The following is a 19,461-nucleotide window of genomic DNA, read 5'->3' on the forward strand; positions in this document are numbered from 1 at the left end:
GCAATGCTCGTCATCACGCGCCAAATCAAGGCTGCGAGGTCTCTCCTTGGATGGGAGCAGCATCAACTTGCGCTTCAGTCTGGCGTCGCCATCTCAACTATCCGCAGGTTGGAAGGATTGAAGGATGCTCCCATCGCGGCGCACTTCGACACGATCAACAAAATTAGATGCGCATTCGAAAGGGCCGGCATCGAATTCCTGGGCCATCCCGCCCCTGGTGTCAGACTGAAGACCACCTCGATGGGTGATGATCGGATACTTTGAGGCGACCTGCTCGCTCAGATACGGCAAGCTTAGATTTGAGATACAACAAACAGTATTCTTTGCGCGTAAAGTTGTATCACGGTATCTAAACAGCAACGACTGACCGCTTTATACGATTTTTACTCGTTTAACGTTGCCGTTACTTTGAATAAGTGATCGTATTCCTTCGGTCGATCATTTCTTCGTAACGACCGACGAGGCGGGGCATCGGACCTGATGGCGGACCCCAGCCTCATTCGCCAATGGGGGGACCATGATACTTCGCCGAGCATCTATCGATTCTGCCTTCAAAGTATTCGGGATTGCCGCGCTCATCTCAACGTCGACGGCAACTCATTCCGCTGCCGCCGACATGGCGGTCAAGGCGCTCAAGCCGGTCGCCGAGGTGCCGTTCTTCCTGGTGATTGACGACCGCGTGTCGTTCTCATGGATGCCGAGGGGCACCGACCCGGGCATGTTCACCGTCAACCCGAACGGCTCGATCAACGGCACCACCGCCAAGCAGGTCTATTCGTTCACACACTTCGATGCGTGGGCCTACGGCACCAACTTCTTCACCATCTCGCTGTTCAAGTCGGGCCATAACGATCCGGCCTCGCCATGCATCGCGCCTGGTGTCACTTCCAGCTTCGGTGCAGGTAACTGCGCCGGCGCATCGGAAATCTACGGCCTGTTCCGCAGCACGTTCGGCTGGAACGAAATCTTCAACACCCATTCCTTCACCATGGGGCCGCTGCATAACGTTTCGTTCGAAGTTGGAATGGACGCCAACGCGGAAAATAACTACTTGGCACCCGCCAAGCGCGACGTCGTCGCCGGCCTGCAGTTCGCGTTCGACCTTCCCTACAAGGGCTACTTCAACGTAGCGCCCTTGGCGTACAAGGAAATCAATCATAACGCCTTCAATCAGTGTGGCACTGCGTTTGCGGGTGGTACGATTCCCGGGGTTAGCTGTTCCATCGACGGCAACACCGAATTCAAGACCACTTGGGCGGTTGAAACCAACTACTACATGGACTTGGGCTTCATGCCTGAAAACATGCAGTTCTGGTCGATCAGCGGCCGTGCCGGCTGGTACGGACCGAAGGGCGACGCGAATGGCCTTCCGGCGCTTTCGGGTCCCGGCCGCTTCAGCACTGCAACCAAGACCGAGTTCAATAGCGAGCCAATCCGTCTGACCTTCGACGCCAGCAAGGCCGTCTACGGCCCGAAGTACTCTCACTTCGTCGATCTCTGGGTCGCCTATCGCTACTGGCAGAACAAGTTCGGCCTCGACCACAATGCGATGCCCGGTGTCTGCACTATCGCCGCGACCGGCCAGAGCACCAACTCCTGTACAGAGTCGACCGTCTATGGCGGCGTGACCGTGAAGTTCTGACCGGCTGAGCGCTTCCAGGCGACAAGCGATGGCGCCGCGATGCCCCGCGACGCCATTATTTTTGGGTATCAGCCGATTGGAAAAGGATTCAAGTTGTGACTGCCATGGGCATCCATGGCTCTTCTATACGACTGAGGTTAGCCAATTGTCGTAGCGCATACACTTCATTTGATCGATCACGCTTTTGTTGAAAAACTTTCAGAGCTTGTTCCGCCCGGTCCCTAGCCTCAGGGAGGTCGCCTTTGTGCTCCGAAACCGTAGACAGCTGAAGCAATGCGGCAGCTTTCCTGGTCAGATGTTTGCGTCCATCCATTCATTGGCCTCAGCTGCAATCATTCCGCGACCTCGGCGCCCGCTCCCTGGCCTTTTTCCGCGTTCTGTTCCGCTTCAATAAGGGCATCCAAAACGCGCCGGGCCCGTACCACCGAAGGTACGACCAGGCGTGCGCCGAGAGCGCATCGCCTCAAGGGAAAATCGCACCCGCAGGAACGTGAGGATAGCGAGGCCGAAAGCGGCACGCAGGACCGAGTGCAGCGACGAGACCGTTAACAGGCGTCGACAGCATGGTATCGGCGGGCGGGCGCTCGTCGGCGGACATTTGCAGGCGCAGGCCATGCCGCATCGCCGATGCATGCGAACTCGGCGCGGCCTCCGCAAATGGCGGCCGAATCCGATTAGCACCATGAAGATCGTCGCCTAGATTTTATCCGGGGGCGGTCACCAGTTAGGCTTCCGCTTCTCTACGAACGCCCGAAGGCCTTCCTGCGCAGCGTTGGTCACTGCGACGTTGCAGAAGTCTTCGACGGCATTGGCGATGCCGCGCCGATAGTCGTCGTCGATCTGCCGCATGAACGCTGCCCTGCCCATCCGGACGACCGTTTCCGACTTCGATGCGAACTGTGCTGCCAACTCCATTGCGGCAGCGTCCAGAGCACTGTCGGCCACCACCTTGTTGACGGTGCCAAGATCCAACGCCTCGCGGGCGCCAAATGCCCTGCCCGTGAAGAGCACCTCGAACGCGCGGTGCCGACCGATCAACCTCGGCAGATGGGCGAAATGGATCGCAGGCAGAACCCCGACCTCAATCTCCGGATAGCCGAACGTGGCGCTTTCGCTCGCCAGCACGACGTCGCACGACACCGCCATCGTCATTCCGCCGCCTCGCGCGGCACCGCCGACCGCGGCGATCGAGGGCTTGCCCAGGTGGTACTGCGCGTCGAAGAGATTGATATACAGCTCCTGCAGAAACTCCCGGATCTCCTCGCCAGACTTGCCGAGGAGGATGTCGAGATCCAGGCCGGCGGAGAAACGTTTCGCGAGCGCGCTGGACAGCACGACGGCACGCGCCTGCCGATCGGAAGCCGCGCGCCTGAACGCAGCCACCACGGCCTGGATGAGTTCCAGGCTCAGAGCGTTCACCGGCGGCCGGTCGATCGTGATACGGGCGATGTTGCCCGCCAGTTCGTAGCGGACGTTGTCAGCCGGCTTCGTTTCCGACTTCATGAGGCGGTCCTCTTGCGAACGAGATAGCGTTGCGTTCCCTCCATCACCAGCTTGGACTGCTGGTTGTGGACGCTGGACTTCATTGCGATGACGCCGGTGCTGCGGTTGGGCGCGAGCTCGGCAACCTCCAGAGCCGGATACAGGGTATCGCCGCTGTAGACGGGATGAAGAAACCGCGACGACTGGTCGAGGAAGCCGACGAGACTGTCCTCGACCATGAACGGGAAGTCGCCCGCTCCGGCCGCCGTCTGGATGAGTATCTGGTAGCCGTGCGCCAGCATGTGTGGCATGCCACGACGCCTGCAATACTCGACGTCGTAATGGACGGGATGGTTGTCTCCGCTCGCGCTTTGGAAAGCGAGGAAAAGCGCATCCGTCATGGTACGGCTCGATAGCACGAAGCGTTCGCCGAGCTTGAAGTCCTCGAACCACCGGTTCGCGTGTCGCCGATGGTTTGCAGGATCGAATGTGCCCGACATCGCCCCGCCCCTATCTCGACGCCTGGACCAGCGGACACTTGCCGTCGGCAAGCGAGCGGTAGGTCGACGCGCTTTCCAGATGTCCGGTGACCTTAAGATCGTCAAACGGATACTCGGATTCCTTCGGCGACTTCACTTGGACCATCATCAGGTCTTCCATCACCCGGCCGTCCGGCCGGATTGCGGCGTCGTGCACGAAGACATCGTCGACCTTCATGTCGTGCATCTTGGCTGCGACCTTTTCGCCGTCGAGGGAACCGGCGGCTTTCGCAGCCTTCAGCCAATGCAGCACGCCCGAATAGGTCAGCGACTGCACCATGGTCGGCGGCTTGCCGCGATATCGTTTCATGAAGTCACGGGACCATGCGCGCGTCTTGTCGTCGACGTCCCAGTAGGTGGCCGTCGCGAATTCGAGGCCCTGCGCCGCCTCCAGGCCGATCGCCTGAATGTCGCTATGAAGGACGAGGAAGCCGACGAGATGCTGTCCGGATTGCGCCAGGCCGAACTCCTGGGCCTGCTTCAGAGCGTTGCTGAAGTCGCCGCCGGCGTTTGCGAGGCCGACCACCTTCGGCTGCGCCGATTGAGCTTGCAGCAGGAACGACGAGAAGTCGGGCGTGTTCAGCGGGTGGAAGACGTGACCGAGCACCTTCCCGCCTGCGGCGACAACTGCTGCGGAGGCATCCTTGTCCAGCGCATGCCCGAAGGAGTAGTCGGCGGTCAAAAAGAACCAGCTATCGAGACCCTTGGCCACGGCTGCCTTCGTCGGTGCCGAGGACAACGCGAACGTGTCCGGGGCGAACTGGAACGAGGTCGCGGCGCAAGCCGGGCCAGTCAGCGTCGAAGCGAATCCGCCCGCGATCGTGAAGACGAACTTCTTCTCGCGCGCGATCTCCTGGACCGCGCTGGCGATCGAGCTCGGACCGCCATCGGCGACCATCGCGACGTGGTCGACGTCGATCCATTTGCGAACGATCGAGGATGCGACGTCAGGCTTGTTCTGATGGTCCGCGTGGACGACCTCGAGCTTGTGACCGAGAAGCTCGCCACCGAACTCCTCCACCGCCATCCGGGCGGCGACGGCCGACCCCTCGCCGCTGAGATCCGCGTACAGTCCCGAAGAGTCGTTCAGAACGCCGATGCGGACCGGGTCGTTGTCAGCTGCGAAAGCGTGGTGTCCCAAGGCGAGCGACGCAGCGGCGATGATCGATAGATAGCGCTTCACGGGTCTTCCTCATCTTTGCATTTCTTGATCACGCTCTCCACGGAGCGCGGACGTCAGCGGAATTCACCCTTAATAAAACTTCGCCTCGGCCCTCTCGGGCACTTTCACGATGCCATCCGAGATCATCCGGTCGATCCGCTCGTCCGGAATGCCGGCGGCGCGGAGGACGGCCTTGGTGTCGGTTCCGAGCCTCTTGGGCTTCGAACGAACGCTGCCGGGCGTCCGCGACATCTTGATGGGAATGCCGAGCGCCTTGTAGTCGCCGTCGCTGACGATCATCGATCGATAGGCCGTATGCGGCGCCGCGAGCACCTGGGGCACATCCAGAATCGCACTCGCGGGAATGCCCTTCTTCAGGAGCCGCTCGCTCAGGTCCTGCCCGTCCTGCTCCGCGACGATCGTCTGCAGCAGTTCATGCAGCGCCGCGCGGTTCTTCACCCGCTGCGCGTTGGTGGTGAACCGCGGATCGTCGAGCAGTTCGCGGCATGCGAGGAAATCGCATGCCGCGCGAAACTGGCCGTCGTTACCGACCCCGAGGAACATGGGACCGGTCCTGGTCGCGAACTCCTCGTAGGGCGCGATGGACGGATGCTGGTTGCCGCTGCGGACCGGGACGTGGCCGGCCTGCAGATAGCCGGCGGCATGCGGATGCAGATAGGCCAGCGCGCAGTCGTAAAGACTGATGTCGAGCTTCTGCCCCAACCCCGACCGCTCGCGCTCCAACGCAGCCATCAGGATCGCCGCCAACGCGTTCATGCCCGTGCCCATATCGACGATGGACATGCCGACCCGGATCGGTCCGGACTCCGGACTGCCGTTCACGCTCATGCAGCCGGCGATTGCCTGGACCACGGAGTCGTAGCCCGGCAGCCCGCCAAGCGGTCCGTCCTCGCCGAAGCCGGTGATCTGGCAGTAGATCAGCTTCGGAAACGCCTTCGAGAGAACCTCGTCGTAGCCTAGACCCCAGCGCTCGAGCGTGCCTGGCTTGAAGTTGTGGATGAGCACATCGGCGCCGGCCAGCAGCTCCAGCAGAACCTTGCGTCCTTCTTCTTTCGAGAAGTCGACCGCGGCATGGAGTTTGTTGCGGTTGATGCCGCTGTAGTAGGCGCTGCCGTCCGGCGTGAATGGGCCCCAGCCACGCGTCTCGTCGCCGGCCGGCGGTTCGATCTTCACGACTTCAGCGCCGTGGTCTCCGAGGATTTGCGTGCAGAATGGCCCGGCCAGTACCCGCGACAAATCAATAACCCTGAAACCCGTCAGCGCTCCCGCTATCTCTTTTTTCATTATAAGGTCTGTATGTTCCATATAATGAAACTTAGCCCTAAAGGCCTTATCCGGTCAAGGGATGGCGATCCCTCAGAATCCGGTAGAAGGGCCGCAGGAATGCATGGAGACCGTAAAATGTCCGGACGGAGGTCGCCGAACGATGACCGAGTTGCAGCGAGCCCGAGCCAACCCGCCAATCCGAGCGGAGCCCTGCTGCGGGGATTGGACGTCCTCGAGGCGTTCGGTCCCGATCGCGAACTGCTGGGCAATGCCGAGATCGCGGCGGCTACCGGACTCCCCAAGGCGACCGTCTCCAGGCTCACGCGCGCTCTCGTCGAGGCCGGCTATCTCGACTACGAGCCGGTTCGCGGCAAATACTCGTTGCGCCCTCGCGTGCTGACGCTCGGCTTTTCGTTTCTCAGCAACATGAAGATGCTGCCTATCGCGCACGAGCAATTGCAGCGCCTGGCGACGGAAAGCGGATGCACGGTGTCTCTCGCCTGTCCGGATGCGCCCCACATGATCTATCTGGACCGCTGCAGCGGCGTCGCGATGCCCTACTTCTTTAGCGTCGGCTCGGCGGTCGACATGGCACGCACCGCGACGGGACGCGCCTACATCGCCGCGCTGGCCCCTGAGGAACGGGCAACCCTGTTCAAGAGATTGGCGCCCCACTACCCGGGCGACTGGAAAAAGCTTAGGGCGGAACTCGAACGCGCCGTGAAGGAAGTCACCGAGAAGGGTTTCTGCCTCGTCGACACGACCTGGCGCCAGAACATCCGGGGCGTTGCGGCCCCCCTAGTGTCCCGCGATCGCCGAACCAGCATGTCGATCAACTGCGTCGCCCAGACCTTTTCAATGGACCGGGAAACGCTGACTGGCAAATGGGGACCGCGGCTGGCAAACCTGGCGCAGGCGCTTTCAGGCCATCTTTGACCGTGGAAGCGGCTCCGTTCGCGAGAGCGGCATCCTCCCCTCACGAAAGCAGCTCGAGTATCCTTCGACTGACTGCGTCGTCGCCGAGAGCGACCGCCCATTCCAGGAGAGCTTGCCGAATCGTCGTCGCGACGATGCCATAGTGGGCGAGCCGGGCAAGAACGAGCGGACGATCGGCTTCATGACGGTCGACCGACAAGTCCGAGAGCAGCCGGATGTCGTAGCCGCGCCTTGCTCCCTCCAATGCCGCGATCAGAACCTCTTCCTCCAGAAATGCTCCGCCCAGGAAGACGACACCAACGCCTGCTTCCCCAAGCTGAGCTGCAAGTCGTGGATCTCGCCACAAGGACAAGAAATCGATGTCGAGGTGCTCGATCGAAGCGGCGATCTGATCGGTCAGGATGCTCTGATCATACTCGCCGATTGCGATTTCGGGAACGCCAAACACGGTTCGGCAAGCCGGCAGCAAAGCCAGACTTCCGGCCCGGCGAAGATCAATCGGCTGATCGTCCGGCCTGCCGCCGCGCGTCAAGTTCAAGAAGACGAGGCAGCTGTGGCGCGGGTCGGCCAGCATGATTGTAGACACTCTCCGCCGCGACTAGAGCTCAGGCGGCCCTGCGTTCCGAGCCGATTGCGACAAGCACCGGCCCGGCGACGCCCGCTTGCCGGTACATGGCATCGAGCGCCTGATCCGAATCGTGAAGAAAGCCCGCGAGCGCCATGGTTGGTCCAACCGGCTGCCGCTCAGACAGTCGCTCCAAGGGCCAACCGGCTCGCCTCAAAATGCGCTCCATCCGGGCATCGGTGACGGTCACGATTGATTGCGCTCCTCTTGCGCGTATCGTCTCGAGCATCGCCGCGAACAGCACAAAGGTTGCGCGGTTGAATCCGTTCCGGCCGGGCTCCACGAAGCGCGTGGTGTCGACGCAAAATCGCGAGCTCTCCAGGATCCGCTCGTCGCAAGGCGCCGCCGTATCGCCCAGCAGATTGACGAAGGTATCAGCGAGCATTGTTGGTCCAGTCGTCGGCAGGAGCCTGACGCAACCGAGGACGTCGCTGTCGTCCGAGACGGCGAGCAGATAGGTCGGACTCAGAGCATCATAGACATCGATTTCCATATCTCCCGAGACCGAGACGCTCCAATCCAGCCGATCCTTGAAGACACGGCGGCGAAGACGATACATCGATGTCAGCAAATTCAGATGGCGACCAAATTGGGGCGTGTGAAGCGCGATGGCATGCATGCCGACCTCCTCAGATTATCCGGGAGGCCTTGAAACCAGAAATTGCGTTGGTGATCGCCTGTCAGATTTTGCAGGCGCCGTTTGATCCGCTGGATCACGCTAGACCAGTTTGGCTGGGCAACATGCATTATTCGTCTGGCCCGTTCGCGCCAGGGCATTCTCGTCTATTTTGGTGAGCGGAGTTGGTCGGAAGTCGATCAGGTCAGGAGGCCGCGACGTAGCGCGACCGCCACACACTGGGCGATCGAGGCCGCGCCGAGCTTGCGGCGCGCGTTCTCGAGGTGAAACACGACGGTACGCGGCGAAATGGCGACCAGGACTGCGATATCGGCGACCGTCTTTCCTTGCGCTGTCCATGCAAGGCACTGGCGCTCCCGCTGGGTCAGTTCACTTCCAGAGAGTTGTTGTGCGACAAAAGGAACGTCGAGCCGAGAGGCCACGTGGGCATGGAAATATAGACCCACCTGATGGACGACATCACGCCAATCGCCAACAAGCCGATCCGGGTTGATCTCGCGATCACTCGTCGCCAGTGTGAATGCGGCTATTCGTCCGAAGCCGCCTCTAATCGGCACCGTGATCCCGGATCGGAGGCCAAAGGTTGTCGCCTCATCAAAGAACTAACGCTGCGCTCGATTCCCGGCGGGCGGGCGACTGGGCCCTCCCCAGCTGAAGAGGTCCCGTTCGATCCGGGCGCGAAGGACCACAGGATCGAGTTGCTGATATCCAAGATCAAAGTATCGGCTAGTCCAGGATTTCGGGTAGGATGAGATCAGCAAGGGCGTGTCGCCGGTTAGGCGAAGATAGGCAAATCGCTGGAACCCGAGCTTTTGCGCTATCCGTGCGGCAACCCGTTCAAATGCGGTCGCATCGCCCGCAGTGTGGATGGCGTCAACAAACTCCTGGAATGTATTCTCGACCAGATTCATTGTCTCAATGGCGCCCGGAAGTCGCGTCCGCTGCCGTCAGCCAATTGCTAACGCGAAAGCAACGACTGTCGCTCGCCGGTCTGGTTAGCGGCGACGCACCAGCCGGTCGAATGCACCCGTGCCAATTGCGCACTGAACAGCATCAACATACTCCCTGAAAGATATTCTCGATCGGGCTCATCGTGCTACTTCTGTTATCATAAAAGCACATCAAAACCTCACGGGGTGACCGCATGACTATGCCGAAGAGACGGACCCGCCCAACCGGGCGGGCAATCTTCGAAGGCATCCACTGCGGCACATGTTCGTTCGGATGGTCGCGATTCTCCGAGTGGAAAAACGAGAACGACGACTTCGCCGAACGTCAACGCCTCGTCATACTGCCGACTTGGCACCCTATCTCGGCGGAAACGCCCGTCATTGTTTGTGGCCCACGTCCGCATTTCAAGATGGAGCACGTGCTCACAGATTGGCGCAGCTGTCGGATCGAACTGAAGGTAATTGACATCTAGGTTCGCCCGCACTGGGCCGAGCTCAGAGGTAACGGCCGATCAGGTCCTTCATCAGTTCGTTTGCCCCACCATATATCGGCTCGATTCGAGCGTCGACAAACATTCTGCCGATCGGATATTCCATCATGTATCCATGTCCGCCGAACAATTGAAGACAACGACTAACGACTTCACACTGGCGCTCGCTAGTCCACCACTTCGTCATCGATGCGAGCTCAACATCGATCTTGCCGGACATCATTCGCTCAATGATGAAGTCGACAAAGACACGTGCGATCATTGCGACCGTCTTGACCTCGGCCAGTTCAAAGCGGACGTGCTGAAGATCGAACAGTCGTTTCTCAAATATGTCACGCGTCTTCGCGTGCTCGACCGTGACGGCGTAGGCGTGTTCCATAACCGCTGCGCAGTTGACGCCGACAAGCGCACGTTCGTAGGTCAAGTCCTGCATCATTTGAACAAAACCCTGCCCTTCGCGACCGCCGAGAATCGCGTCGGCCGGTATTCTGCAATCGTCGAAAAACAGCTCGCAGGTGTCCGAACCGTGCAATCCCACTTTCTTCAGCCGGCGCCCGACGCGAAATCCCGGCGTCGCGGTTTCGAAGAGAACAAGCGACACTCCCTTGGCTTTCTGAGTGGGATCGGTCTTGACTGCTAGCACGATAAGGTCGGCAATCGAGCCGTTCGTGATGAATGTCTTCGCGCCCTTGATGACGTATTCGTCGCCGGAACGAATAGCACGGGTACGCATGTTCTTGAGATCCGTCCCGCCCCCCGGCTCGGTCATGCCCATGGCCGCGATGTATTGACCACTGGCAAGCCGGGGCAGGTATTTTTGCCGCTGCTCGAGTGTCCCGTACCGCTCGATGTAGTGGGCCGCGATGACATGGATCTGCTTGCCGGGCCGAAAACTTGTATCGCCCTCCAGGCAAAGCTCGTGCGCGACGGCAGCTTCATGTGCAAAGGTCCCGCCGCTCCCGCCATACTCCGTGGAGATGTCGGGCAGCAAAATTCCGAGCTCACCTGATTTTCGCCAGACTTCCCGGTCGGTTGCTCCTTCTGCAAGCCATTTTTCTTGGTTAGGCCGGATTTCCTCTGCGCAAAAGCGACGCGTCAGGTCTGCAAGGGCCTCGATCTCCTCCGTATACCAACGGGGTCGAGAAATCTCGATGAACATGCCGTTTCCTCAAAGACCAACGACGCTCGTCGGCGGGATGGCATTAGCGCAGAGCGCCACTCCAAAAATCGTCGAATGCGACGATTTCGCGCCACCGCCCTCATCCTACTGAATTCTCGTAGCTGCCGCCCGATGACGCCCTGGAAGGACAATGTGCTGCCAGCGGGATGTAAGGACCCAAGGGAGGACGCGTTCCGAATTCGTTTTAAGCTGGTGGACCGTTAAGGGCGCAAAAATGGAAAAAGGCCAGAGACTCACTTCGCCAAAAGGAAACGAATGAACCGGAAAGTGGCCGTTTGTGGCGTCGGCATGATCCCGTTCAGCAAGCCGGGATCGAGCGAGTCCCACGAGCTCATGGGAGCCAGCGCGGCCAAGGCGGCGCTAGCCGACGCCGGGCTGGGATACCAGCAGATACAACAGGCATATGTGGGTTATGTCTACGGCGATTCGTGCTCGGGCCAGGCAGCCCTCTACCGGCTTGGCCTGAGCGCCATTCCGATCGTCAACGTCAACAATAATTGCGCGACCGGTTCAACGGCCTTGTTCTTGGCCAGTCAGGCCGTGGCGCACGGAGCAGTCGACTGCGCCCTTGCCCTTGGCTTCGAACAAATGCGCCGCCGCGCGGTCGCCGCACAACATGGGGATCGCCCCGATCCCTCGCAGCGGATCTTGGATTCTATGAAAGCGATCCAGGTTTCTGAACCTGAAACGCCGCTCGCCGCCCAGATATTCGGAGGTGCGGGACGTATGCACATGCAGCTCTACGGTACACGTCCGGAAACCTTCGCGCGCATCGCCGTCAAAGCGCGCGGTCACGCCGCGCATAATCCCTATGCTCTCTTCCGAACTCCTGTCACTTTGGAGGAGGTCCTCGCCTCGCCGGCGATCTTCGAGCCACTTACAAGACTACAATGCTGCCCGCGGACCTGCGGCGCCGCGGCTGCAATCGTTTGCTCAGAACCGTTTGCGCGGCGCAACGGGCTCGATCGCTCCGTCGTCGTTGTGGCGCAAGCGATGACCACGGACAGCAATAGCAGTTTTGATGAAAACGACATGCGCCGGCTAGCAGGCTACGACATGACGCGACGCGCCGCGCTTCGCGTCTACGAGGAAGCCGCGGTCGGCCCGGAGGAAATTGCTGTCGCCGAAGTGCACGATTGCTTCACGACGAACGAGCTGATCAGTTACGAGGCGCTCGGCTTCGTTGCAGAGGGCGACGCCGAACGATTTGTGCTGGATGGCGACAACACATACGACGGGCAGGTTGTTGTCAATCCTTCTGGCGGGCTGCTCTCCAAGGGACATCCTCTTGGCGCGACCGGACTGGCACAATGCGCCGAACTTGCCTGGCAGCTGCGTGGGCAAGCAAACGGGCGCCAGGTCGAGGGCGCCCGATTTGCGCTGCAGCACAATCTCGGACTCGGCGGCGCCTGTGTTGTCACACTCTACGCCCGAGCGCTATAAGGCGACGCGGAGTCCATCTGCAAAAGCAGGCCGTTATCGGAGACGGATTAATCGCTATGGCCAGCGAAGCCGATCGCGCGCTCGACGGAACGCTGGGAGAACCCCTCCCCGCGGGCGATCGCATGGCCGTGCGCCTCCAACCCGCAGCGTTAGGTGCAAAACTCGCCGTGCCCCTGTCAACCGGCGACGCAATCGAACGCGCCGCCTTGTCGCAAAGGGTGCTGGCGGCACCCTCGGCGCGTATCGTCCTGCTACGGGCACCGGCAGGATTCGGCAAAACCACATTGATGCTTGAGGTGCGGCACAGATTGGAAGCGTCCGCCATCCCCACAGCATGGCTGACATTGGACCCGGCCGACAACGATGTCGGTCGCTTCTTATATGCGATCCGGGCTGCGCTAACGCCGCTGATTTCGGGCCTATCGAATGCTGCGCGTGACACGGCCGGTCCCGACGAGGTGGCCCTAGGGCTTATCGACGCGATGGCCGCCCATCGAACGCCATTTGCACTGTTTCTCGATGATTTCGAGACTGTGCAGGGGGCTGCGGTGCTCGGGCTGGTCCGGGAGTTGATCAGTCATCTGCCAGCGGGCGCCCGTATCGTGATCGGCTCGCGCAACGTTCCGGAGCTGGGTCTGGGTCGCTTGCGGGCACATGGCAGGCTTGTCGAGTTTGAGCCCGCACATCTTCGCTTCACCGTCGAGGAAGCGGATTTCTATCTGCGCGACCGTCGAAAATTGGCCCTGTCCCACGACGATGTCGTGCGGCTGCACCGTAGCACCGAGGGATGGGTTGCCGCACTCTGGCTGGCATCCGTTTCGCTCGAGCATCGGCAGGATCCCCGTCAATTCATCGCAGGCTTTAGCGGAGCCAATACCGCAATCGTCGAGTATCTGTTGGAAGACGTCTTTTCCCGGCAGAGCGACAAGATACGCTCCTTCTTGCTCCGGACCAGCATTGTTGCAGACCTCACTCCAGCACTTTGCGATCGTCTGTGCGAGGCGACGGACAGCCTGGACGTGCTGTCACGGCTGGAGCGTGAGCAGCTGTTCCTGATTCCTATTCATGGTGACAGTCCCCGGTGGCGCTATCACAGCATGTTTGGAGAATTTCTCCGCACGCAACTCAAGCAACATCATCCCGACGAAGCGCCTGCCCTACATAGGGCAGCCGCAAAATGGTACCTTGAGCAAGACCGTCCTGTCGTAGCAATCGAACACAGGCTCGCGGCTGGCGAATCCGACGAGCTGCTGCCGTTGCTCGCGCGACATGCGGAAACACTGCTCAATCAAGGCCGAGTGCGCTTACTGGCCCGTTGGCTAGACCCTTTGCTCGAGCGAGGGCGGCTCGAGAATTGGCCGATGCTGCAGGTCGTTCACGCCTGGGCGGTCTTGCTCGGGCGCGGACCACGGGCCGCCGCGCCGCTTCTTGAGCGGCTTGATCGTGAGGATCGATCAGGGAGAGGCATTGATGCGCACCGTCGTGCGCTGCGTCTGCTTTTCTTGGTCCTGCTCGACCGCACGGATGAGGCAAGGAATCTCGCGGCGACCTTGGTGCGCGAAGTACCGGGCCGCGTGTCGTTCGTACGAGGGTTCGCTGAGGTCACCCTGGCCAATCTGACGATGATTTCCGGCGAATACCAGGAAGCGTTGAAACTCGCCGATGTCGTGCGGAGCAGGAAGCCGAACAACGCGAGCGGCATGATGCTCGCGCTTTCAGAGGCGGCTGAAGGAGCTGTTGACCTGACACAGGGTCGGCTCCGAAAGGCAACTGCGCATCTCCGGCTGGCAGTTCGCGCCGGGACCGATGACGTATCCGGCGCAACCAACGGCAATGCCCTAGCAGGTGTATTGCTGGCAGAAGCGCTCTACGAGGCCAATCAACTCTTACAGGCTGAGCGCCTGCTGACGGTATACATTCCACTCATCCGAGCCGTCGGTATTCCGGATCAGTTGATCACCGCCCACACGATCATGGCACGCATCGCCTGGCGCCGCGGAGATCAGGACCTGGCGCAACAGCTGCTCGCAGAACTGGAACTTTCGGGACACAGAGAAACTCTCCGTCGCGTTGTCGCGAGCGCCAGGCTCGAACGGGCACGAATGCTGACCGTCGAGGGACGGATCGATCTTGCACAAAGAGAGATCGACCGTTGTGCGGATGTCACATTGTGGGACCGAATCAATCGCCTCTCGCTAAGGGCTAATGAAGTAGAAACCTACAATCTCGGCGCCGCTCGTTGTGCCGTGCATGGAGCCCACCCCTCCTCCGTCATCAACAGCTTGCGCTCGGAGCTTGGCGCCGCAGAAAAGACACAACGCGCGCGACGGGCGCTCACACTGCGCCTCGTTTTGGCACAAGCCCATTATCGCGCTTCGCAGCCAAACAAGGCCATGCGAATACTATCCAAGGCACTCTGCTTCGCAGCTATTGAAGGTTATCAGGCTGCATTTCAGGACGAAGGTGCGCTCCTGCTTGATATGTTGCGTGAATTGCGGCAGAGGCCGGACCTTCTCGGCATCGGCGCGCTACCCTCGGCCGACGTTTTGTTTTTTCTGGATAGGATCTTCGGCGAGACCAGTCCAGCGTTGCCGGACCGTCCAGGTGAGGCTCCCCCGGTCAAGGCGTCGGTCTCACCAGCAGCTCCTTTGACCCGTAAAGAACTGAATTTGCTCGCCCTGGCCGCGGATGGTCTATCCAACAACGAACTGGCCGAACGGCTGTTCGTTGCGGAAACGACCGTGAGGACGCATCTGCGCAACATCAACGCGAAGCTCGCAACGCGCAGCCGCGTGGAGGCGATCGCCGTCGCCCGAAAGAGTGGATTGCTCAGGTAAGGCCGCGCCAGCGGCATCGTGCGCGAAAATCGTCGCAACCGACGATTTTCAGACATGACCCAGCCGATACCGTGCCGGCATGACAGACTCGCCTCGCGCCAGCGCACCTGGCATCAAGACAACATGGGATCGTGGCGTCGCGAGGATCGAATTCGACCTGGCGCAGCCAAAAAACAGCTTTCGCGTTGCAGACGTCGATCAGCTTGAGGCCGCTGTGGATGAAGCCATAGCGGCAAATGCTCGCTGCATCGTACTGCGTGGCGCACGCGGCACGTTCTCGGCAGGCTGGGACGTGACTTCGATCGATCCCGGGAAGGACGACCCGATGGCGATGATCACTAACCTGGTGGCGCCGTTTTGCCATAAGTTGCGCACGCTGCCTGTGCCGACGATCTCGGCCGTGGCTGGAGTGGCGCTCGGTTTCGGTCTCGGCCTTGCGCTGTGTTGCGACATATGTGTGATGGACGAGGATGCGCGCGTGGGCAGCCCGTTCCGGGGAATCGGCATGGTTCCGGACACCGCCACGCACTATTTCTTTCTCAGTCGCCTTGGGCACGCAAAAGCAGCCGAGCTGATCTACACCGGTCGCTTGATCACCGGCGCGGAAGCCGCGCAAATTGGATTGATCAACCGCGCGACGGAAGCAGGATCGGTCAATGCAGTCGTTGACGAACTAGCTCTGTCGATAGCCGAAGGTCCGACGGCCGCGTTCCGCCTGAGCAAGGAAATTCTGCTCGCCGCAGGCGATTTCGATCAAATCGTTGCTCATGAGGGCCGTCAACTCCAGCGCGTCTTCGAAACCGCGGATCTCAAGGAAGGCATTCGCGCCTTTCAACAGCGGCGTGCGCCGAAATTCGAAGGGCGCTAGCCGTTCTTCCTCACTAGGAAACTCAAGTATGAACGACGCCTTTATTCTGGATGCGGTACGCACGCCCCGCGGCAAGGGACGTCAAAGCGGAGCCTTGCACGAGATCGGCCCCGTACGGCTAGCGGCACAAACGTTATTGGCGCTAAAGGAGCGCAACGGTTTTTCGCCCGACCAGATCGCTGACGTGATACTGGGCTGCGGCGAGCCATCGCTTGAGCAGGCTTCCGACGTCGCCAAGGCCGCCACGTTTGCGGCCGGCTTTTCGCAGGTGCCAGGTGTTCAGCTCAACCGGTTTTGTGGGTCGGGACTAGAGGCGTGCAATTTCGCGTCGGCGATGATTGTCGCCGGACAGGCCGAATTGATGATCGCCGGCGGCGTCGAAAGCATGTCGCGCGTACCCATGTTCGTAGGCGGCGGCGCATGGGTGACCGATCCGCAGATCACAATTCCCAATCGCATCATCCCGCAAGGCGTCTCTGCGGATCTGATTGCTACACTGTATGGATTTTCACGTTCGGACGTCGATACCTACGCTGCTCAGAGCCAGCACCGTGCAGCTACCGCATGGCAGGAGGGCCGCTTTGCCCGCTCGATCATTCCGGTGCGCGACGTAAACGGTTTGGCGCTTCTGGAGAGGGACGAGCATGTGCGGGCCGATACGACTGTGGCATCCCTCGCCTCGTTAGAACCTTCGTTCCACATTTTGGGTCGGCAAATGGGCTTTGATAGCGTGGCCCTTCAGCGCTACCCCGAGCTCGGCGCGATCGAGCACGTCCACCACGCCGGAAATTCGTCTGGCATCGTCGACGGTGCTTCCGCGGTCTTGATCGGCAGCCGCGCTGCTGCCAGTAGCCTCGGTGTAAAGCCTCGTGCGCGGGTGCGCACGTTCGGAACGGTGGGCAGCGAGCCTACGATCATGCTGACTGGCCCCATAGCGGCGACCGAGGCAGTGCTGAAACGTGCCGGGATGTCTGTGCGCGACGTTGATCTGTTTGAATGCAACGAAGCTTTCGCGGCTGTCGTACTCCGCTTCATCCAAGGCCTTGATATTCCAGCAGACAAAGTCAACGTCAACGGCGGCGCGATCGCCATGGGACATCCGCTTGGCGCGACCGGCGGTATGCTATTGGGCACGGTGCTAGATGAGCTCGAGCGACGCGACCTTTCCACCGGCCTCGTGACTCTCTGCATCGGCGGAGGCATGGGCATTGCGATGATCATCGAACGCGTCTGAGGAAAACGGATATGATTGATTACCAGCTCGATGCGGACGGTCTTGCGACATTGACTTGGAACGTTGCGGACCGCCCCATGAACGTCCTCAACCAGGCGTCGATCGCAGCCTTCACCAAAGCTGTAGAACGGGCCATCAGCGACCCGAGCGTGAAGGGCGTCATCGTGACGTCTTCTCGTCCCGAATTCGTCGCTGGCGGAGACCTCGATCTGATCAGAAACATCCGAGACGTCGCGCAGTCGATGGACTGCTCAGGACCCGTCTCGCGGATACTGCGCCGGTTGGAGACTTCGAAGAAGCCATTCGTTGCGGCGGTCAACGGCAGCGCACTTGGGGGTGGCTTAGAGATCTGTCTGGCGTGCCATTATCGAATCGTAGCGGATGATCCCAACATCCAGCTCGGGTTGCCGGAGGTCACGATTGGGCTGCTGCCCGCTGCTGGCGGAACGCAGCGCCTGCCGCGGATGATCGGCATCAAGAAGGCCCTGCCCTATCTCCTCGAGGGCCGAAAGGCGGATCCGGCCAAGGCGTTCGAAGCCGGAATCGTGGACGCTGTGGTGCCCTCGAGCGAATTGCTTTCGCGAGCCCGTGCTTGGCTTCTTTCGGCTCCTGCAGAGGCTGCGATCAAGCCATGGGACCGAAAGGACTTTCGGTTTCCCGGCGGCTCGCCACAGAGCCCAGGGCCCATACAGATCTTCTTTGGGGCATCCGGAGCCCTATTGGCAAAGACCCAAGGCAACTATCCGGCACAAGAGGCAATTCTGGCCTGCGTGTACGATGGGTGCCAGGTTGACATCGACTCCGGCTTGAAGATCGAACAACGTCAATTCGCGCGACTCGCGATCTCGCAGTCGACCAAGAACATGATCCGCGTCCTCTTTTACGACATGAATGATGCGAATCGGCTTGCCGGGCGTCCAAAGGACGTCCCGAAACGCTCCTTCAAGAAGGTCGCAATCCTCGGAGCCGGCATGATGGGTGCAGGCCTTGCACACGTAGCCTCGACCGCTGGTCTTGAAGTCGTGTTACTCGACGTCAGCGGGGACGCGGCCGAGAAGGGCAAGGCATACGGCGCGGCCATTCTTGAGGGACAGGTCGCGCGAGGACGCATTGACGAGTCGGTGCGGGACGCGACGCTCGGGCGCGTGATTCCGACGACGAATTATTCCGACTTGGCGGATTGCGATCTCGTGATCGAAGCGGTCTTCGAGGATCGCGCGATCAAGGCCGAGGTGACGCGTAAGGCTGAAGCCGCGATGCGCGTCGATGCCATCTTCGCCTCGAACACGTCGACGCTTCCCATTGGCGGTCTAGCCACGGTTTCAAAGCGCCCGGCGAGGTTCGTGGGGATGCATTTCTTCTCACCGGCCGAGAAGATGCCACTGGTGGAGATCATCCGCGGCGCCGGCACGAGCGAGGAAACGATCGCAGAGGCGCTCGATTTTGCCAGGCGGATCCGAAAGACGCCCATCGTTGTCAACGACTGCCCCTCCTTCTACGCAAACAGGGCCTTCGCAATGTATCCCTATGAGGCGATGACGATGCTGGCGGAAGGCGTGAATCCCAATTTGATCGAAAACGCCGGCCGCAAAGCCGGCATGCCGATGCCACCACTGGCCCTGATAGACGAGGTTTCGGTCGAGCTCCTCTACAAGGCCATGAAACAGGCACGTGCAGACCAAGGCAGCTCCTATTGCGCGCAACCCCAGGACGCCGTTTTGATCGCCATGGTCGAGCAATTCGGGAGACTCGGTCGGAAGGCGGGACGTGGCTTCTACGATTATCCGTCAGACGGCGAACGAAAGCTATGGACAGGGCTCACGGAGCATTTCCCTCGTGCGGAAAAGCAGCCCAGCGTCGAGGAGGTCCACGAGCGCCTAATGTACTCGCAGTCACTCGAAGCTGCTCGTTGCGTCGGCGAGGGAATCGTGAGCGTCCGTGACGCGGATATCGGTTCCCTGCTCGGCTGGGGCTTCCCGTCGTTCCTGGGCGGCGTGTTGGGGCAGATCGACACCGTGGGCTTGCCGCAGATGATTACGGTCTGCGACCGACTGGCTCAACATATGCCGGAGCGGTACGCGGTTCCGCAAATCTTACGCGACATGGCGGCGAGCGGCCGGACGTTTCACTAGAACATCTGAGAGTTTG

Annotated in this window: 16 protein-coding genes and 1 pseudogene; 8 read left to right on the forward strand and 9 right to left on the reverse strand. The window is 60.6% G+C overall.

Going from position 1 to position 19,461, the window contains the following annotated elements; genetic code table 11:
* The first annotated feature begins 3 nt into the window (after nucleotides 1–3).
* Together IVB29_RS26950 and IVB29_RS26955 are read left to right on the forward strand one after the other, a co-directional pair.
* The gene (locus IVB29_RS26950) at nucleotides 4–264 is read left to right on the forward strand and encodes a transcriptional regulator (RefSeq protein WP_247506438.1); all 261 of its coding nucleotides are present in this window, start codon (nucleotides 4–6) and stop codon (nucleotides 262–264) included.
* Nucleotides 265–517: 253 nt separating this feature from the next.
* On the forward strand, nucleotides 518–1,642 hold the full coding sequence (locus IVB29_RS26955; protein WP_247506439.1) for a hypothetical protein: 1,125 nt from the start codon (nucleotides 518–520) through the stop codon (nucleotides 1,640–1,642).
* A gap of 717 nt (nucleotides 1,643–2,359) precedes the next feature.
* Here the strand turns inward: IVB29_RS26955 and IVB29_RS26960 are convergent.
* From IVB29_RS26960 to IVB29_RS26975, 4 genes are all read right to left on the reverse strand, one after another.
* The gene (locus tag IVB29_RS26960) at nucleotides 2,360–3,145 is read right to left on the reverse strand and encodes an enoyl-CoA hydratase/isomerase family protein (RefSeq protein WP_247506440.1); all 786 of its coding nucleotides are present in this window, start codon (nucleotides 3,143–3,145) and stop codon (nucleotides 2,360–2,362) included.
* Nucleotides 3,142–3,624 carry a MaoC family dehydratase gene (locus IVB29_RS26965; RefSeq protein WP_247506441.1) on the reverse strand — a complete coding sequence of 161 codons (483 nt, stop codon included), beginning with the start codon at nucleotides 3,622–3,624 and terminating at the stop codon, nucleotides 3,142–3,144. The genes IVB29_RS26960 and IVB29_RS26965 overlap by 4 nt, the downstream gene beginning before the upstream one ends.
* A gap of 10 nt (nucleotides 3,625–3,634) precedes the next feature.
* Complete coding sequence (locus IVB29_RS26970) at nucleotides 3,635–4,846, reverse strand: ABC transporter substrate-binding protein (RefSeq protein WP_247506442.1); 1,212 nt, start codon at nucleotides 4,844–4,846, stop codon at nucleotides 3,635–3,637.
* Nucleotides 4,847–4,915: 69 nt separating this feature from the next.
* The gene (locus IVB29_RS26975) at nucleotides 4,916–6,151 is read right to left on the reverse strand and encodes a CaiB/BaiF CoA-transferase family protein (protein WP_247506443.1); all 1,236 of its coding nucleotides are present in this window, start codon (nucleotides 6,149–6,151) and stop codon (nucleotides 4,916–4,918) included.
* A 96-nt stretch (nucleotides 6,152–6,247) separates the two neighbouring features.
* Here IVB29_RS26975 and IVB29_RS26980 point away from each other — a divergent pair, with 96 nt between their 5' ends.
* The gene (locus tag IVB29_RS26980; RefSeq protein WP_256466912.1) at nucleotides 6,248–7,048 is read left to right on the forward strand and encodes an IclR family transcriptional regulator; all 801 of its coding nucleotides are present in this window, start codon (nucleotides 6,248–6,250) and stop codon (nucleotides 7,046–7,048) included.
* A 40-nt stretch (nucleotides 7,049–7,088) separates the two neighbouring features.
* Here IVB29_RS26980 and IVB29_RS26985 read toward each other — a convergent pair whose 3' ends face one another.
* From IVB29_RS26985 to IVB29_RS27005, 5 genes and pseudogenes are all read right to left on the reverse strand, one after another.
* On the reverse strand, nucleotides 7,089–7,622 hold the full coding sequence (locus tag IVB29_RS26985; protein WP_247506445.1) for an isochorismatase family protein: 534 nt from the start codon (nucleotides 7,620–7,622) through the stop codon (nucleotides 7,089–7,091).
* Between the two features lie 31 nt (nucleotides 7,623–7,653).
* The gene (locus IVB29_RS26990) at nucleotides 7,654–8,292 is read right to left on the reverse strand and encodes an acyl-homoserine-lactone synthase (RefSeq protein ID WP_247506446.1); all 639 of its coding nucleotides are present in this window, start codon (nucleotides 8,290–8,292) and stop codon (nucleotides 7,654–7,656) included.
* Nucleotides 8,293–8,489: 197 nt separating this feature from the next.
* On the reverse strand, nucleotides 8,490–8,756 hold the full coding sequence (locus IVB29_RS26995; RefSeq protein WP_346731313.1) for a helix-turn-helix domain-containing protein: 267 nt from the start codon (nucleotides 8,754–8,756) through the stop codon (nucleotides 8,490–8,492).
* Between the two features lie 42 nt (nucleotides 8,757–8,798).
* A pseudogene (locus IVB29_RS27000) lies at nucleotides 8,799–9,221 on the reverse strand (autoinducer binding domain-containing protein); the annotation flags it as partial.
* A gap of 534 nt (nucleotides 9,222–9,755) precedes the next feature.
* Complete coding sequence (locus IVB29_RS27005) at nucleotides 9,756–10,910, reverse strand: acyl-CoA dehydrogenase family protein (protein WP_247506447.1); 1,155 nt, start codon at nucleotides 10,908–10,910, stop codon at nucleotides 9,756–9,758.
* Nucleotides 10,911–11,186: 276 nt separating this feature from the next.
* Here IVB29_RS27005 and IVB29_RS27010 point away from each other — a divergent pair, with 276 nt between their 5' ends.
* From IVB29_RS27010 to IVB29_RS27030, 5 genes are all read left to right on the forward strand, one after another.
* Nucleotides 11,187–12,374 carry a lipid-transfer protein gene (locus IVB29_RS27010; protein WP_247506448.1) on the forward strand — a complete coding sequence of 396 codons (1,188 nt, stop codon included), beginning with the start codon at nucleotides 11,187–11,189 and terminating at the stop codon, nucleotides 12,372–12,374.
* 56 nt (nucleotides 12,375–12,430) lie between these two features.
* Entirely contained in the window at nucleotides 12,431–15,211 is a 2,781-nt protein-coding gene (locus IVB29_RS27015; RefSeq protein WP_247506449.1) for a LuxR C-terminal-related transcriptional regulator, read from the forward strand.
* Nucleotides 15,212–15,290: 79 nt separating this feature from the next.
* Nucleotides 15,291–16,079 carry an enoyl-CoA hydratase-related protein gene (locus IVB29_RS27020; RefSeq protein WP_247506450.1) on the forward strand — a complete coding sequence of 263 codons (789 nt, stop codon included), beginning with the start codon at nucleotides 15,291–15,293 and terminating at the stop codon, nucleotides 16,077–16,079.
* Between the two features lie 28 nt (nucleotides 16,080–16,107).
* Nucleotides 16,108–17,313: an acetyl-CoA C-acetyltransferase gene (locus IVB29_RS27025; protein WP_247506451.1), complete on the forward strand. Its 1,206-nt coding sequence runs from the start codon at nucleotides 16,108–16,110 to the stop codon at nucleotides 17,311–17,313.
* Nucleotides 17,314–17,324: 11 nt separating this feature from the next.
* Nucleotides 17,325–19,445 (forward strand): 3-hydroxyacyl-CoA dehydrogenase NAD-binding domain-containing protein, encoded by a 2,121-nt coding sequence (locus tag IVB29_RS27030; RefSeq protein ID WP_247506452.1) that lies wholly within the window; start codon nucleotides 17,325–17,327, stop codon nucleotides 19,443–19,445.
* Nucleotides 19,446–19,461 lie beyond the last annotated feature (16 nt).

Origin of the sequence: Bradyrhizobium sp. 1, from assembly GCF_023073315.1 — a bacterium.
Lineage (GTDB): Bacteria > Pseudomonadota > Alphaproteobacteria > Rhizobiales > Xanthobacteraceae > Bradyrhizobium.

Excerpts from the sequence above, each read along its gene's own strand:
- IVB29_RS26950 (WP_247506438.1), top strand. The coding sequence starts at position 4 with ATGCTCGTCATCACGCGCCAAATCAAGGCTGCGAGGTCTCTCCTTGGA.
- IVB29_RS26955 (WP_247506439.1), top strand. The coding sequence starts at position 518 with ATGATACTTCGCCGAGCATCTATCGATTCTGCCTTCAAAGTATTCGGG.
- IVB29_RS26960 (WP_247506440.1), bottom strand. The coding sequence starts at position 3,145 with ATGAAGTCGGAAACGAAGCCGGCTGACAACGTCCGCTACGAACTGGCG.
- IVB29_RS26965 (WP_247506441.1), bottom strand. The coding sequence starts at position 3,624 with ATGTCGGGCACATTCGATCCTGCAAACCATCGGCGACACGCGAACCGG.
- IVB29_RS26975 (WP_247506443.1), bottom strand. The coding sequence starts at position 6,151 with ATGGAACATACAGACCTTATAATGAAAAAAGAGATAGCGGGAGCGCTG.
- IVB29_RS26980 (WP_256466912.1), top strand. The coding sequence starts at position 6,248 with ATGTCCGGACGGAGGTCGCCGAACGATGACCGAGTTGCAGCGAGCCCG.
- IVB29_RS26985 (WP_247506445.1), bottom strand. The coding sequence starts at position 7,622 with ATGCTGGCCGACCCGCGCCACAGCTGCCTCGTCTTCTTGAACTTGACG.
- IVB29_RS26990 (WP_247506446.1), bottom strand. The coding sequence starts at position 8,292 with ATGCATGCCATCGCGCTTCACACGCCCCAATTTGGTCGCCATCTGAAT.
- IVB29_RS27005 (WP_247506447.1), bottom strand. The coding sequence starts at position 10,910 with ATGTTCATCGAGATTTCTCGACCCCGTTGGTATACGGAGGAGATCGAG.
- IVB29_RS27010 (WP_247506448.1), top strand. The coding sequence starts at position 11,187 with ATGAACCGGAAAGTGGCCGTTTGTGGCGTCGGCATGATCCCGTTCAGC.
- IVB29_RS27015 (WP_247506449.1), top strand. The coding sequence starts at position 12,431 with ATGGCCAGCGAAGCCGATCGCGCGCTCGACGGAACGCTGGGAGAACCC.
- IVB29_RS27020 (WP_247506450.1), top strand. The coding sequence starts at position 15,291 with ATGACAGACTCGCCTCGCGCCAGCGCACCTGGCATCAAGACAACATGG.
- IVB29_RS27025 (WP_247506451.1), top strand. The coding sequence starts at position 16,108 with ATGAACGACGCCTTTATTCTGGATGCGGTACGCACGCCCCGCGGCAAG.
- IVB29_RS27030 (WP_247506452.1), top strand. The coding sequence starts at position 17,325 with ATGATTGATTACCAGCTCGATGCGGACGGTCTTGCGACATTGACTTGG.